We start from the raw sequence: 14,911 nt of genomic DNA on the forward strand, positions 1-14,911 counted from the left end.
TCCGCAATCGATCCGTTGTGTGGAAGTGTTCTTCGGGCCGCTCGTGCAGCTCTCTAGTGTTGTTGCCAGGGTGGCCGCCAAATCCGCCAATACCGCTCTCTGCTCGAAGCGGATATATGAAATTCAACTTCATATGGAGATTAGCATACCAGTCAGTCTGGCAACGCTAGCTTTTGCTTTAGTCGATTTCAATAGGTATCGCCACTGCATATTGCCGTGCGCAAGCCACATGCCCGCTGGCGGATTTCGCCAGACCGGAACCAGGCCCCTCGCATACGGGGGTACCATTGGCGGCGTTCTCCCGCCGCGGCGCGAACCACCGCCGCCACGCAATCCCCGGATCAATAGGTCGAGCAAGCAATGAAAATAGCGACGTGGAACGTGAATTCCCTGAAGGTGCGCCAGCAGCATGTGATCGATTGGCTCGAGTCGAGCCACGCCGACGTGCTGTGCCTGCAGGAATTGAAACTGCCCGACGAGAAATTCCCGCGCGCCGAACTGGAAGCGAAGGGTTATCGAAGCTGGTTTGCCGGGCAGAAGACCTATAACGGCGTCGGCATTCTCGTGCGTGACGGTCTTGCCGTCGAGGAGACGAGCGTCGTGCGCAACATCCCCGGCTTCGAGGACCCGCAGCAGCGTGTGATCGCGGTGACTGTCGAAGGGGTGCGGATCGTCTCGGCGTACTTCCCGAACGGCCAGGCGCCCGGCACCGACAAGTTCGCCTACAAGCTGCGCTGGCTCGATGCGATGCACGACTGGCTCGCGAGCGAGATGACGCAGTATCCGAAGCTGGCCCTGCTCGGCGACTACAACATCGCGCCGGAAGACCGCGACGTGCACGACCCGAAAGCGTGGGAAGGACAAAACCTGGTATCGCCCGAGGAACGCGCGGCGTTCGCGCGCCTGATCGAGCTGGGCTTCGTCGACTCGTTCCGGAAGTTCGAGCAGCCCGAAAAGATCTTCACGTGGTGGGACTACCGGATGATGGCGTTTCGCCGCAACGCCGGACTGCGGATCGACCACATTCTCCTGTCGCCCGCGCTGGCGAAAAGCTGCACCGCGTGCGAGGTCGACAAGACGCCGCGCAAGTGGGATCAGCCGTCGGATCACACGCCGGTGATTGCGCAGATCGACTGACGAGGGACGGCGCGCTCGCATGGAGCGCGCCGTCCACATCGCATCACGGCTCGAGATGCAGCTCCTGAATCTTGCGCGTGATCGTATTGCGGCCGATGCCGAGCCGCTCGGCGGCTTCGACTTTGCGGCCGCGCGTGAAGTCGAGCGCCTCGCGAATCACGGCGGCCTCGAAGCGCCGCGCGAGCTCGTCCATCACATCGGCGAAGTTCTCGCGCAGCAAGCGTGCAACCTCGGTGCGCAAACCGCTTTCCCAAGCGCTCATCGGCGCCATGCCAGCCGGACTGCCGAGCCCGGCCGGCGCAGCCGCCGAGGGCATCACGCCGTTCGTGCCGGAGCCACCCGCGCCCCCGCTCGTCGCCAACGGAGCCACAGCTGCGATGCCGGTGGCGGCTCCCGCAGCGACGCCCGCCACGATCTCCTGCGCGCCCGCATGAGCGGGCACGAGATCGGGCGGCAAGTCCTTGATCTCGACCGTCTGCGCGGGCGCCATCACGATCAGCCAGTTCGCGAGATTCTCGAGCTGGCGGACGTTGCCCGGAAACGGCAGCGACGCCAAGTATGCGAGCGCTTCATCCGACACGCGCTTCGGCTCGACGCCGAGATCGCGCGCGCTCTTTTGCAGGAAGTGACGCGTGAGCAGCGGGATGTCCTCGCTGCGCTCGCGCAGCGGCGGCAGGCGCAGACGGATCACATTGAGGCGGTGATACAAGTCCTCGCGGAAAAGCCCTTGCCGCACGCGCGATTCGAGATTCTGGTGAGTCGCGGCGATCACCCGCACGTTCGCGCGCAGCGGATTGTGCCCGCCGACGCGATAGAACTGCCCATCCGACAGCACGCGCAGCAAGCGCGTTTGCAGGTCGAACGGCATGTCGCCGATTTCGTCGAGAAACAGCGTGCCGTTTTCCGCCTGCTCGAAACGGCCCTGCCGCATCGCCTGCGCGCCCGTGAACGCGCCGCGCTCGTGGCCGAATAGTTCGGACTCCAGCAGGTCTTTCGGAATCGCCGCGGTGTTGAGCGCGATGAACGGCCCGTTCGCGCGCGGGCTATGCCGGTGCAGCGCGCGCGCGACGAGCTCCTTGCCGGTGCCCGACTCGCCCGTGATCAGCACGGTCGCCGCCGAATGCGATAGTCGCCCGATCGCGCGGAACATGTCCTGCATCGCGGGCGCCTGGCCGAGCATCTCGGGCGCTTCCGCCACACGCTCGTCGACGGCATGCGCGCCGCGCAGGCTCTCGTCGACGGCACGGCGGATCAGTTCGACGGCCTTGTCGACGTCGAACGGCTTGGCGAGATATTCGAACGCGCCGCCCTGAAACGCGGCGACGGCGCTGTCGAGATCGGAGAACGCCGTCATGATGATGACGGGCAGCCCTGGGAGCCGCTCGCGCACGGTCTGCAGCAATTCGAGGCCCGAGCCGCCCGGCATCCGGATGTCGGATACGAGCACTTGCGGGCTTTCGTGCTCCAGCGCGGCGAGCGCGTCGCGCACGTTGGCGAAGCTCCTCGTCGCGAAACTCTCGCGGGCGAGGGCCTTTTCGAGCACCCAGCGGATCGATTGGTCGTCGTCTACTATCCAGATCGGCTTCATATGGTCGGTCAGAAAGCGTGGTGTGCGGGTGATCAGTTATCGAGCGGAAGCAAAATCTGAAACTCGGTGTGCCCCGGGCGGCTGTCCACTTCGATCAGACCGTCGTGCTGCTGGACGAAGGTCTGAGCGAGCGTGAGACCGAGACCGCTGCCGTCCTCACGCCCCGATACGAGCGGATAGAAGATGCGGTCGCGGATCTCTTCGGGAATGCCCGGTCCGTTGTCGATGACATGCAAGTCCAATGCCAGCTTACAAAGCCGTTTCGCGATGGTGACCTTGCGCGCAATGCGCGTGCGCAGCTCGATGCGCGCGTCGCCTTCGGAGATGCGTTCGCGCAAGGCCTGCGCCGCGTTGCGCACGATGTTCAGGAGCGCCTGGATCAGCTGCTCCTTGTCGCCGCGAAAGTCCGGCAGGCTCACGTCGTAGTCGCGCTCGATCGTCAGGCCGCGCGGAAACTCGGCGAGGATCACGGCGCGCACGCGCTCGCACACTTCGTGGATGTTCACATCGCCGACGACATGCGGATGGCGATGCGGCTCCAGCAGCCGGTCGACGAGCGTCTGAAGCCGGTCCGACTCCTTGATGATGACCTGCGTGTACTCGCGCAAGTCGTGCCGCTCGCGCGAGTCGAGCTCGAACTCGAGCAGTTGCGCCGCGCCGCGGATTCCGCCGAGCGGGTTCTTGATCTCGTGCGCGAGATTGCGGATCAGTTGCTTGTTGACCGCGGTGAGGTCGTGAATGCGCTCTTCGCGGTCGCTGCGCATGTGACGCTCGTTCTCGAAGAGCTCGAGCAGCACATAGTCCTGCGCACCTTCGAGATAGCCGACGATCACGTGCACGTGCAGCGGCTCGCGCCCTGCGCGCTCGAGCACCGCGTCGAGATGCGTCGCATGGAAACGGTGTTCGGCGATCGCCGCGATGGTGGCGACCAACTCCTCCGCATTCGCGAAGATGTCGGACCACAGCATCTGGGCGAGCTGTCGGCGCGACAAGTCGAGCATCGACTCGGCCGACGGGTTCGCGAACGCGACGCGCAAGGTGCGCTTGTCGAGCACGAGCACCACGGTCGGCAACGCTTCGAGGCCCGGCAGCAGCCCGGAATTGACGAGCTGCACATCGTCGGACAGCGCTTCGGCGTGCCCTTTCTTCGCCTTGATCAAGTTCTTGAGGACCATCTTGCAATCACGACGAGGTGGGGTGGAACAGGGAAAAGCCCAATCGCCCGCGAACGGCCTTGCATAGGACCCGAGCAATGCTCTGCATGGGGCCGGAGCAAGTGCTGAAGCGCCAACTCGGGTCGACAAAAAAGGGACGGCACTGCCGTCCCTTGGTACCGATCGCAAGCAACGAATGCGCTTCGCCGGATAGCCGAGCGAAGCGCATATACCTGCTTACAGCGAGTAGTACATCTCGAACTCGATCGGGTGCGTGGTCATGCGGAAGCGCTGCAGCTCGCCTTCCTTCAGTTCGAGGTAGGCGTCGAGCATTCCGTCGGTGAACACGCCACCGCGCGTCAGGAACTCGCGGTCCTTGTCGAGCGCGTCGAGAGCCTGGTCGAGGCCGGCACACACGGTCGGGATCTTTGCATCCTCTTCCGGCGGCAGGTCGTACAGGTTCTTGTCGGCGGCTTCGCCCGGGTGGATCTTGTTCTGCACGCCGTCGAGACCGGCCATCATCAGCGCCGAGAACGCGAAGTACGGGTTCGCCATCGGGTCCGGGAAGCGCGTTTCGATGCGGCGGCCCTTCGGGTTGCTCACGTGCGGGATACGGATCGAGGCCGAGCGGTTGCGTGCCGAGTAGGCGAGCTTGACCGGCGCTTCGAAGTGCGGCACGAGGCGCTTGTACGAGTTCGTCGTCGGGTTCGTGATGGCGTTCAGCGCGCGAGCGTGCTTGATGATGCCGCCGATGTAGAACAGCGCGAATTCCGACAGGCCGGCGTAGCCGTTGCCCGCGAACAGGTTCTGGCCGTCCTTCCAGATCGACTGGTGAACGTGCATGCCCGAACCGTTGTCGCCGACCACGGGCTTCGGCATGAACGTCGCCGTCTTGCCGTAGGTATGCGCGACGTTATGAACGATGTACTTCAACTGCTGCGTCCAGTCGGCGCGCTGCACGAGCGTCGAGAACTTGGTGCCGATTTCGTTCTGGCCCTGGCCCGCCACTTCGTGGTGGTGCACTTCGACCGGAATGCCGATCTGCTCGAGCAGCAGACACATTTCCGAGCGGATGTCCTGGAACGAATCGACCGGCGCGACCGGGAAGTAGCCGCCCTTCGTGCCCGGACGGTGGCCCGTGTTGCCGCCTTCGAATTCCTTGCCTGCCGACCACGGCGCTTCTTCCGAGCCGATCTTCACGAAGCAGCCCGACATGTCCGTGTTCCACTGGACCGAGTCGAAGATGAAGAATTCGGGTTCCGGACCGAAGTAGGCGGTGTCGCCCAGGCCCGTGCTCTTCAGGTACGCTTCGGCGCGCTTGGCGAGCGAACGCGGATCGCGCTCGTAGCCCTTGCCGTCGGCCGGCTCGATCACGTCGCAGGTCATCACGAGCGTCGATTCTTCGTAGAACGGGTCGATGAAGGCCGTGTTCGGGTCCGGAACGAGCAGCATGTCCGAAGCCTCGATGCCCTTCCAGCCCGCAATCGAAGAACCGTCAAACGCATGGCCGCTCTCGAACTTGTCTTCGTCGAACGCCGACAGCGGCACCGAGACGTGTTGTTCCTTGCCGCGCGTATCGGTGAAGCGGAAGTCGACAAACTTGACGTCCTCGTCCTTCACGAGTTGCATGACGTCGGCCACGGATTTACTCATATCCTTTTCTCCTGATTAATGAAGTCGGCGGTTTCCGCCGTCGCCCAATCTAGCTGATCGACTGCATCGACGCTATAGCAGGCGATCAAAACGATCGCCGACCCTTAAAGCAACTTCTGTGCCAAGTAAATGCTTCATCAGCGTAAATCCTTGTGCATCATGCGTCCCCGAGAAACGTGCACGCCCTGAGTTGGATCGTCGGGCCTGCTCGATGCCGGGGCATTGGCCGTTTCGGCACAGAAACGGTGCAAACTCTGGATTGCGAGCCATCTCGATTTCCATTTCGGTGCACCATACGGATTTTGCACCAATTCCAAGCATTCGAGACGCTCCGCATGAGGCCAAGCCGCCGCAGCTTCCTGTCAAGCGCGACGCGCTAGAATGATCCTTTGGTCTTTCGGAGACACGCAGTCATGAGCACGCTCGAACAACTCTACGCCCAGGCCGGCAAGCGCCGCGCCGAACATCAATTGCCGTACGCGGGCGCCGTCTCGCCGGCCGAGGCCTTCGAGCTCCTGCAACTCGATCCGCGCGTGAAGCTCATCGACGTGCGCACGCGCGCCGAGCTCGATTGGGTGGGGCGGCCCGTCGTCGGCGACGGTCAATATGCGCACATCGAATGGACCCGCTATCCCGGCGGCGTGCCGAACCCCGAATTCCTCGCTCAGCTCAGTCAGGTCGCCCCCCTGGACACGCCCGTGCTGTTCCTGTGCCGCAGTGCCGCACGCTCCAAGCTCGCCGCAGTCGCGGCGGCCCAGGCAGGCTATGCGCAGGCCTACGACCTGCTCGAAGGATTTGAAGGCGGCAAGGACGGACAGGGGCATCGAAAGACGGTCGAAGGATGGTGCTTTCGCGGGTTGCCGTGGATCGGCGCTTGAGCGCTTGAGCTTGCAGCACCGGGGCCAAGTCAGCCGGTCACTCGGACGAGACGAGGTGCGGCCGCCGTTGCCGCCCGCAGGCAGCGCCATCGACAGGGCATCGTCGGCGCTGGATATGACAGGAAGATGATGCCGCTGGCAGACAAGCGGCGCGAGAACGGTACGTAAACAGCGCGCGAATCGCGCCGCTCAAGGCGCCGCGCTGCGCCGCCTCAGGCCGGCTTGCCCTGCTGCGCATCGGCCTCGACGATATCGCCGCCGAGCAGGTGCACGCCTTCTCGGAGCTTCACGAACGCCGCAGCGACCGCCTCGGGTTCGCCTTTCACGCCGAGATCGATATGACGGCGCGCGAACACCCCGCCCTTCTCCGCATCGCCGACGCTCGGCAGGCTGAACACCCGCACGCCCGGAAAATCCGCTTCGATCTTCTCCATCAGCGGCGTGAGCGTCGACTCCATCAGTTCGAACACGAATAGCGAGCGCTCCGCGTGCGGCGTGCTGTGATGCAAGCGCGCGTACTTCGTATCCAGCACCCACTCGATCATCGGCCAGGCCATCACCGGGAAGCCCGGCACAAAGTGATGGTCGCCGACCGAGAAGCCGGGAATCTTGTTGTAGCCGTTCGGGATGATCGAGGCGCCGCGCGGAAAGACCCCCATGTTCAGGCGATGCAGGTTCTCGGGCGCATTCAGGTCGGCAGGATGCGGCGATCCGGCCGGATGCATGTCGCGAATCCGCTGGCGGATCAGTTCGGCCGCTTCCGGATGCAGCTCGAGCGGCACATCGAGCGCGGCGGCAGCGCATTGGCGCGTGTGGTCGTCGGGCGTCGCGCCGATGCCGCCCGTCGAGAACACGACGTCGCCCGACGCGAACGAGCGGCGCAGCGTCGCCGTGATGCGCTCGGGCTCGTCGCCGACGTATTCGGCCCAGGCGAGCGGCAGCCCGCGCGCCGCGAGAAGCTCGATGACTTTCGGCAGATGCTTGTCGGTGCGCCTGCCCGACAGGATTTCATCGCCGATGATGATGACGCCGAATGCCATAACCGCCTCGCCAAGGATAAGAAGCCGCCGCGCTCAAGCCAGCCGCTCGCCGCGCGCGTCCGCCTGCTCGGCGCGCAGCCGCTGCAGCGCGCGCAGGCAGTAGTAGCCGAACCATAACGCCGAAAACACCAGAATGAACGCGTAGATCCAGATCGTCGCCGCGGTCACGACCGGGAACAGCACGATGAGCCATACCGACGACGCCCACAAGAGCGTCGGCAGCGAGCTGAGCAGCCCGCTCGCGATCCCGATCATCAGGAGCGGCAAGCGGTGCCGGCGCATGAGCTCGCGCCGCTCGTCGCGGCTTGCGTGGAGCGCGAGCGCGTCGTAGGTCATCACGCGGTAGGTGAGCCAGCCCCAGAGGAGCGGCGGGATCAGCGCGAAGAACGGCGGAATCAGCCACAGCGGCAGGGTCACGACGAGCACGACGAGACACACGATCGTCGTCACGAGCGCGTGCGCGAGACTGCCGAACCAGTTGCCGCCGCGCCGCAGCTCGAGGCCCGCGAACTGCCGCGCGGACAGATAGCGGATCACCGCCGGCATCGCGAGCATCGCGATCAGCAGCAGGACCGTGACGACGATCAGCGGAATCGCAGCCGCGATCACGAGGAACGGCGCGATCACGGAATGCAGCGCCGAGAAGCCGACCCAGTCGAAGACCCGGTAGAGCGAGTTGGTCAGCGGCCAGCCGTCGAGCCAGCCGTGAGTCCAGTCGACGAGCGTCTGCCAGGAAAACCAGAAAAACACGCCCCAGGCGGCGGCAGCCACGGCGAACGGCGCAAGCGTCAGCAACAGCATGCGCGGATGCAGCGCGCTCGCGAGCGCCCGGCCAAACGAGCGCAGCAAATCATTCATGCGAACCAGTACGGATGGAGTGAATTAGGAGGAGGAGAGCCCGGCGGACAGCATAAACCACTCTTGGCGGCGCCGCGAAGAGTGGCTCATCGGAGGAAGGCAGGGAAAGGCGAACCAAAGTCCGCCGGATGGGAAGCTTGGCTGGAAATCAAATCCCCGCCGCCCGGCGCTTCGGCGACAGCCGCCGCGCGATGCGCACGAACGCGAGCCAGTGCTGGGAGAAGAAGCCCTCGCCATACGACTCGCCTTCGAACTGCTGACGAATGCCGGTCGGCTCGAGCGTGCGATTCCAGGACGCCGTCTTGAACAGCATGTCCCACCACGGGAACAGCACGCCGAAGTTGCAGCCGTAGGCGGTGCCTTCGTGCCCGTAGCCGACCGCGTGATGGCGGCGATGGAACGTCGGGCTGACGATCAGCCGCTCGAGCAGCCACCCGTAGTTCAGCTTCGCGTTGACGTGCTGGATGCTTTGCGCGAAGTTCGTGACCGCCGACAGCACGACGAACTGCGCCGGCGGCACGCCGATCGCAAGCGCGATGGCGGCGAAGAAGCAGGCCTGGATCACGTCGTCGAGCAGGTGGTTGCGGTCGTCGCACCAGAGCGACATCTGCCGCTGGCTGTGATGGACGGCGTGCAGCTCCCACCAGATGCCGATGCGATGCTGCCAGCGGTGATACCAGTAGCCGGCGAAATCGAGCACGGCGAGATAGATCAGGAACGCGACGATCGGCTGCGACGTGACGCCCGGCCACAGGTTGTCGAGATCGATGTTCGAGATGTTCTTGAAGCGCAGCCAGACCTGGAGGTTGTCGAAGAACGGCTGGAACGCGAAGAAGAAGAACAGGTTGAAGACACCGAGCTTGGCAATGAACGTGTAGAGCACGTCGACACGCACCGCCTTCCTGTTCTCCCACTTCTCGATGGGGCGCAGCGCTTCGAGCGGACGCAGCACGGCGTACATCGCCACGATCGTGAGCGCACCGACGATCACCCAGTACAGCCGGTCGTAGGTGTCCTCGTCGTAGTCCATCCAGTCGAACTTGAAGAGCAGCGGCTGGACGACGTCGATATAAAGCAACGTCTGCAAGGCCGAGACGAAGCTGTCGAGAGACGAGACGATCAGATGGAACATGGGGTGCCTTTGAGCCGGGGGCCGTTGACGATGCGCGCCTTATCGCACTGTAATGCGCCGTTACGCACCGTTCGCAGCCGTGACGGGCGCGCGATCGAAGAAGTAGATCCCGTGCGGCGAGCGGCCGACCGGAATGGTTTCGATCAGCTTGCGCGACGCCAGATCGATGATGCCGACCTTCTTCGCGAAGCGGAACGTCACCCATAGATACTTTTTGTCCGCCGTGAGTTCCATGTCGTCGGGGCCGGGCAAGAGACCCGTGATGTCGCCGACGTTCGTGAGCGACTCCTCGTCGATGATGCTGATCGTGCTCGCGACACGGTTGCTGACCGCGACGTGGCGGCCGTCGTCGAGCGAGCGGAAGTTGTGCGCGCCGTTGCCGGTATGGATCGTCTTCACGATCTTCTGGTTGCGCCAGTCGACCACGGCGACGTAATCGGCGCCCGTCATGCCGACGAGCAGGTACTTCTCGCCGGGCGTCATCCAGAGGCCGGCCGGCACCTTGCCGACCTTCATCTTCCACAGGACGGTCTGCGTCGGCAGATCGACGGCGGCGAGCTCGCCCGAGACCTGCAGCGTCACGAACACGATCTTGCTGTCGTTCGTGAACGCCATGTGGCTCGGCATCACTTCGAGCGGCAAGCGCTTGGCGAGCACCGGATCGTGGCCGTCGTAATGGTAGATGTCGAGACGGTCGAGGCGCAGGCCTGTCGTCACGAGCCATTTGCGGTCGGGCGAGAAGCCGAGCTGGTACGGATCTTCGATGTTCTCGAGCCAGCGTTGCGTCTTGCCCGTTTTCGGGTCGACGAACATCAGGTTGTTCGAGACGGAGTTGGCGACGATCAACGAGGAATTATCCGGCGTCGCCATCAGGTGATGCGGTTCCTTGCCGGTGGGCACCGTGGAGACCACTTTGTGGGTCGTCTGGTCGATCAGCGAAAGCGTCGCTTCGCCGGAGTTGAGCACGATGACGTTGTTGGCGCGGGCAGCGGTGGAGAACACGCCCGCTGCCGCCGCGAGCGCCACGCCGGCGGCGAATGCGCCGGCGATGCCGTTCGAGCCGGCGAGGAGGAATTTGCGCATGGGAACCTACTAAAAAATGGCAGCCGCCATTCTAGAACGTTCAGGCGGTTTTCCGGTTGACTTTCGCCGACCAAAAGTCCTGCCGGAAACGTCCGTTTGACGCGGTCTTGGCCGATTTGGACGGCTGCCGGGCGCGCACTTTGCCGCACTTTAGCGCTGCATCGATTCCCACACCTTGTGGAGCCGCTTCACCGACACCGGCATCGGCGTGCGCAGCTCCTGCGCGAACAGCGAGATCCGCAGCTCTTCGAGCAGCCAGCGGAACTCCGCGAGGCGCGGGTCCGCGACGCCGCCGCGCTGCGACAAAGCGCGCTGGTAGTGCTGCACGAGCGGCTGCAGCTCGGCGAACTGGCGCGCATCGCGTGCCGGGTCGGCCTTGAGCTTGTCGACGCGCAGCGCGATGCCCTTCAGATAGCGCGGAAAATGCGCGAGCTGCACGTACGGGGTGTCGATCACGAAGCGTTTGCCGATAAGCGCGTTCAGCTGGTTCTGCAGGTCCGTGTGCGCGGCGGCGAACGGCTTCGCCTGGACGAGCTTTTTTCCCGCCGCCGCGTAGTCGGCGAGGATCTGCCCGACGAGCCGAGCGATCTCCTGCGCGAGCAGGTTGAGGCGGCTCTTGCCCTCGTCGCGGCGCGCGTGGAAGCTCACGTCGTCGGCGGGGAGCGGGTCTTGCAGGCAGGCGCGGTCGAGCGCCGTGTCGATCAGCTGGTCGCGCAGCTCCTCCTGGGTGCCGAGCGGCATGTATTGCATCGCCATCTCGCGCAGGCCCGGCAGATTCTTCTCCAGGTACTTGATCGGCTCGCGCAGCTGCAGCGCGAACAGCCGCCGCAGCCCCGCGCGGTGGATGCGCGCCGCCTCTTCCGGCGAGTCGAACACTTCGACGTCGCAGTGCGTCGCGCGATCGACGAGCGCAGGATAGCCGAACAGCGTCTGGCCGCCGCGGCGGATTTCGAGCAGCTCCGGGAGCTTGCCGAAGTTCCAGGTCGTCAGGTTGTCATAGAGCGCAGTGGCCGATTCCGGCGCGGCGCCTGGCGCGCTCTGCGTGGCCGGCGCCCCAGGAACGGCAGCGCCCTGCGCGGCGGCTTTGCCGCGCAGCGCCTCGTTCCGCGCCCCTCGCGGTCCGTCTTCCGCGCTGCGGACGCTCTGGGACGCCGCCCCGCCAGCGCCCAGCGCCGCACCCGCAGCCAGCTTCTGGAAGTGCCGCTGCGCCTCGCCGCCAAGCTCGGCGCGCAGTTGCGCGAGATTGCGCCCCATTGCGAGCTGGCGGCCGTGCTCGTCGATGACCTTGAAGTTCATGAACAAGTGCGCGGGCAGCGTCTCGAGCTTGAAGTCGGATTGCTTCATCGCGACTTGTGTCATCTCGCGCACGTCGATGATCAGCCCCTCGACCAGGCCGCCCGCGCCGAAACGCTCGCCCCCCGCACGCTCGACGAAACCGGCTGCGTACTCGGGCAGCGGCACGCAGTGCCGCCGCAGCTTCTGCGGCAGCGACTTCAAGAGCAGCTGCGCCTTCTCCTTCAGCATGCCCGGCACGACCCATTCGGCGCGGCGTGCATCGACCTGGTTCAGCGCGAAGAGCGGCACCGCGAGCGTCACGCCATCGCGCGGCGAGCCCGGCTCGAAGTGGTACGTGAGCCCCATTTCGACGCCTGCCATCGTCATGCGCTTCGGGAACAGGTCGGTCGTGACGCCGGCCGCCTCGTGGCGCATCAGGTCGTCGCGCGACAAGTACAGAAGGCGCAGCTTGTCCTCCGGCTGCCCGCTTTTTTTCACCTCGTCGCGATACCAGCGCTCGAACGACATCCCCGTGTAGATGCCTTGCGGCAGCGCCTGGTCGTAGAACGCGAAGATCAGCTCGTCGTCGACGAGCACGTCCTGGCGGCGCGACTTGTGCTCGAGCTGCTCGATGTCGGCGAGCAGCTTGCGGTTGTGCGCGAAGAACGCGAGCTTCGTATCGAACTCGCCTTCGACGAGCGCGCCGCGAATGAAAAGCTCGCGCGCGCGCCGCGGGTCTTCATTGCCGAACGCCACGCGCCGCCTGTGATAGACGGGCAGCCCATAGAGCGCGGCGCGCTCGAACGCGGTCACCTGCGCCGCGCGCTTTTCCCAATGCGGTTCGGAGAGCGACTTCTTCAGCAGATGCGCGCCGACTTTCTCGATCCACTCCGGCTCGATCTTCGCGAGACAGCGCGCATACAGGCGGCTCGTCTCGACGAGCTCGGACGCCATCACCCAGCGCCCCGCCTTCTTCACGAGCGACGAGCCCGGCCACAGGAAAAACTTGATGCCGCGCGCGCCGAGGTAGTGCGGCTCGTCGTCGGCTTTCAGGCCGAGGTTGCCGAGCAGGCCGGTCAGCAAAGCCAAGTGGATCTGCTCGAACGTCGCTTCGGTTTCGCTCAAACGCCAGCCGTGCTCGCGCACCACCGTCAACAGCTGCGAATGGACGTCGCGCCATTCGCGCAACCTCAGATGCGAGAGGAAATTCGCGCGGCATGCGTCAGTGAGCTGCCGGTTCGACTTCTTGTGCGCAACGGCTTCCTCGAACCACTTCCAGATCTTCAGCCACTGCAGGAACTCGGAGCGGTCGTCGGCGAAGCGCCTGTGCGCCTGGTCGGCCTGCTCCTGCGCCTCGATCGGGCGGTCGCGCGGGTCCTGCACCGACAGCGCGCTCGCGATGATCAGCACTTCGGCGAGCGAGCCCTGGTCGCGCGCGGCGAGAATCATCCGGCCGACGCGCGGATCGAGCGGCAGGCGCGCGAGCTCGCGGCCGAGCGGCGTGAGCGCGTTGTCGTCGTCGACGGCGCCGAGCTCGTTCAGCAGCTGGTAGCCGTCGGCGATCGCGCGGCCGGGCGGCGGCTCGATGAACGGAAAGGTCTCGATCGAGCTCAGGTGCAGCGACTTCATCCGCAGGATCACCGAGGCGAGCGACGAGCGCAGGATCTCGGGATCGGTGAAGCGCGAACGCAACTGGAAATCGCTCTCGTCGTAAAGACGGATGCAGACGCCGTCGGCCACCCGCCCGCAGCGCCCTGCCCGCTGGTTCGCCGCCGCCTGCGAGATCGGCTCGACCTGCAGCTGCTCGACCTTGTTGCGGTACGAGTAGCGCTTGACGCGCGCGAGCCCCGTATCGACGACATAGCGGATGCCCGGCACCGTCAGCGAGGTCTCGGCGACGTTGGTCGCGAGCACGATGCGCCGCGCGTTCGACGCCTTGAACACGCGCTCCTGCTCCGCCGCCGACAGGCGCGCGAAGAGCGGCAGAATCTCGGTGTGCGGCGGATGGTGTTTGCGGAGCGCCTCGGCGGCGTCGCGGATCTCGCGCTCGCCGGGCAGGAACACGAGCACGTCGCCGGAGCCTTCTCGGCACAGCTCGTCGACGGCGTCGACGATCGCATCCATCAGGTCGCGGTCCGCTTCGCGCGCGCTCTTCGAGCGCTCGCGACTCGACGCCGTGCCAACGGCCGCCTTCACCGCCGGGCTATCCTCCTCGATCGGCCGGTAGCGCACCTCGACCGGATAAAGGCGCCCGCTCACCTCGATCACGGGCGCAGGCTTCTCCCCGGTGCCGAAATGGCGCGCGAAGCGCTCGGCGTCGATCGTCGCCGACGTCACGATCAGCTTCAGCTCGGGACGACGCGGCAGGATCTCCTTCAAGTAGCCGAGCAGGAAATCGATGTTGAGGCTGCGCTCGTGCGCTTCGTCGATGATCAGCGTGTCATACGCGCGCAACAATGGATCGGTCTGCGTTTCGGCGAGCAGGATGCCGTCCGTCATCAGCTTGACGGAGGCGCCCGGCGCGAGATTGTCGGTGAAGCGCACCTTGTAGCCGACCACTTCGCCGAACGGCGTGCCGAGCTCTTCGGCGATCCGCCGGCCGGTCGCCGACGCCGCGATCCGGCGCGGCTGCGTGTGGCCGATGAGACCGGCGCCGCCCGCGCCGAGCCCGCGCCCGAGCGCAAGACAGATCTTCGGCAGCTGGGTGGTCTTGCCCGAGCCCGTCTCACCGCAGACGATGACGACCTGATGCGAAGCAATCGCGCGCGCGATCTCTTCGCGCCGGCCCGACACCGGCAGCGCTTCGGGAAATTCGATCGGCGGAACCGGATTCGGCTCGACGCGCCGCGGCGGGCGAGCGTCTCTTTGTTTTTCGATCGGGCCGCGCCCGACCGGGTCGCGCGACGGCTTCGGGTGCTGCCGCGATCCAGACCTTTCGCGCTGCTCAGGCTGCGCGCCCTGCTCGTGCTGTTGGCGCTTCTCGCGCGCGCCCTGCGGCACATCTTGACGGCCGCTTCGCGGCTCCTTGCGCAACGCCGCTTCACGTGTTGCATCCGTGTTGGGCGCGGCAGGCTTTTTGGGTACATTCGACATGGGGGCGCATTATAATCCCG

General features: G+C 65.3%; 11 protein-coding genes. 2 read left to right on the forward strand and 9 right to left on the reverse strand.

Annotated elements, in window-relative coordinates:
• Nucleotides 1-360: 360 nt before the first annotated feature.
• A complete protein-coding gene (xth, locus tag FAZ69_RS18635) occupies nt 361-1,137 on the forward strand; it encodes an exodeoxyribonuclease III (protein WP_136896566.1) in 777 nt (258 codons plus the stop codon).
• Nucleotides 1,138-1,180: 43 nt separating this feature from the next.
• On the opposite strand, the gene ntrC is transcribed toward xth, so the two are convergent.
• The 4 genes from ntrC to FAZ69_RS18655 form a co-directional block, all read right to left on the reverse strand.
• Nucleotides 1,181-2,725, reverse strand: coding sequence for a nitrogen regulation protein NR(I) (gene ntrC / locus FAZ69_RS18640; RefSeq protein ID WP_136896567.1), 1,545 nt, complete (start codon nt 2,723-2,725; stop codon nt 1,181-1,183).
• A 32-nt stretch (nt 2,726-2,757) separates the two neighbouring features.
• Nucleotides 2,758-3,900, reverse strand: a complete 1,143-nt coding sequence (gene glnL, locus FAZ69_RS18645; RefSeq protein ID WP_136896568.1) for a nitrogen regulation protein NR(II) — start codon at nt 3,898-3,900, stop codon at nt 2,758-2,760.
• Nucleotides 3,901-4,116: 216 nt separating this feature from the next.
• Nucleotides 4,117-5,532: a type I glutamate--ammonia ligase gene (gene glnA, locus FAZ69_RS18650; protein WP_136896569.1), complete on the reverse strand. Its 1,416-nt coding sequence runs from the start codon at nt 5,530-5,532 to the stop codon at nt 4,117-4,119.
• Between the two features lie 72 nt (nt 5,533-5,604).
• A complete protein-coding gene (locus tag FAZ69_RS18655) occupies nt 5,605-5,814 on the reverse strand; it encodes a hypothetical protein (RefSeq protein WP_136896570.1) in 210 nt (69 codons plus the stop codon).
• A 131-nt stretch (nt 5,815-5,945) separates the two neighbouring features.
• Between FAZ69_RS18655 and FAZ69_RS18660 the strand changes: the two genes are divergently transcribed.
• Nucleotides 5,946-6,410 carry a rhodanese-like domain-containing protein gene (locus tag FAZ69_RS18660; protein WP_136896571.1) on the forward strand — a complete coding sequence of 155 codons (465 nt, stop codon included), beginning with the start codon at nt 5,946-5,948 and terminating at the stop codon, nt 6,408-6,410.
• Between the two features lie 212 nt (nt 6,411-6,622).
• Here the strand turns inward: FAZ69_RS18660 and FAZ69_RS18665 are convergent, their stop codons facing one another.
• From FAZ69_RS18665 to hrpA, 5 genes are all read right to left on the reverse strand, one after another.
• Nucleotides 6,623-7,450 carry a competence/damage-inducible protein A gene (locus FAZ69_RS18665; protein WP_136896572.1) on the reverse strand — a complete coding sequence of 276 codons (828 nt, stop codon included), beginning with the start codon at nt 7,448-7,450 and terminating at the stop codon, nt 6,623-6,625.
• A 33-nt stretch (nt 7,451-7,483) separates the two neighbouring features.
• Nucleotides 7,484-8,308: an EI24 domain-containing protein gene (locus FAZ69_RS18670; protein WP_136896573.1), complete on the reverse strand. Its 825-nt coding sequence runs from the start codon at nt 8,306-8,308 to the stop codon at nt 7,484-7,486.
• A gap of 148 nt (nt 8,309-8,456) precedes the next feature.
• Nucleotides 8,457-9,440: a sterol desaturase family protein gene (locus tag FAZ69_RS18675; protein ID WP_136896574.1), complete on the reverse strand. Its 984-nt coding sequence runs from the start codon at nt 9,438-9,440 to the stop codon at nt 8,457-8,459.
• 60 nt (nt 9,441-9,500) lie between these two features.
• A complete protein-coding gene (locus tag FAZ69_RS18680; protein ID WP_136896575.1) occupies nt 9,501-10,523 on the reverse strand; it encodes a YVTN family beta-propeller repeat protein in 1,023 nt (340 codons plus the stop codon).
• Nucleotides 10,524-10,673: 150 nt separating this feature from the next.
• Complete coding sequence (hrpA, locus tag FAZ69_RS18685) at nt 10,674-14,891, reverse strand: ATP-dependent RNA helicase HrpA (protein WP_136896576.1); 4,218 nt, start codon at nt 14,889-14,891, stop codon at nt 10,674-10,676.
• Nucleotides 14,892-14,911 lie beyond the last annotated feature (20 nt).

It is taken from the genome of Trinickia terrae (genome assembly GCF_005144415.1).
Lineage (GTDB): Bacteria > Pseudomonadota > Gammaproteobacteria > Burkholderiales > Burkholderiaceae > Trinickia_A > Trinickia_A terrae.

Coding starts and splice junctions, on each gene's coding strand:
- xth (WP_136896566.1), top strand. CDS start 361: ATGAAAATAGCGACGTGGAACGTGAATTCCCTGAAGGTGCGCCAGCAG.
- ntrC (WP_136896567.1), bottom strand. CDS start 2,725: ATGAAGCCGATCTGGATAGTAGACGACGACCAATCGATCCGCTGGGTG.
- glnL (WP_136896568.1), bottom strand. CDS start 3,900: ATGGTCCTCAAGAACTTGATCAAGGCGAAGAAAGGGCACGCCGAAGCG.
- glnA (WP_136896569.1), bottom strand. CDS start 5,532: ATGAGTAAATCCGTGGCCGACGTCATGCAACTCGTGAAGGACGAGGAC.
- FAZ69_RS18655 (WP_136896570.1), bottom strand. CDS start 5,814: ATGGAAATCGAGATGGCTCGCAATCCAGAGTTTGCACCGTTTCTGTGC.
- FAZ69_RS18660 (WP_136896571.1), top strand. CDS start 5,946: ATGAGCACGCTCGAACAACTCTACGCCCAGGCCGGCAAGCGCCGCGCC.
- FAZ69_RS18665 (WP_136896572.1), bottom strand. CDS start 7,450: ATGGCATTCGGCGTCATCATCATCGGCGATGAAATCCTGTCGGGCAGG.
- FAZ69_RS18670 (WP_136896573.1), bottom strand. CDS start 8,308: ATGAATGATTTGCTGCGCTCGTTTGGCCGGGCGCTCGCGAGCGCGCTG.
- FAZ69_RS18675 (WP_136896574.1), bottom strand. CDS start 9,440: ATGTTCCATCTGATCGTCTCGTCTCTCGACAGCTTCGTCTCGGCCTTG.
- FAZ69_RS18680 (WP_136896575.1), bottom strand. CDS start 10,523: ATGCGCAAATTCCTCCTCGCCGGCTCGAACGGCATCGCCGGCGCATTC.
- hrpA (WP_136896576.1), bottom strand. CDS start 14,891: ATGTCGAATGTACCCAAAAAGCCTGCCGCGCCCAACACGGATGCAACA.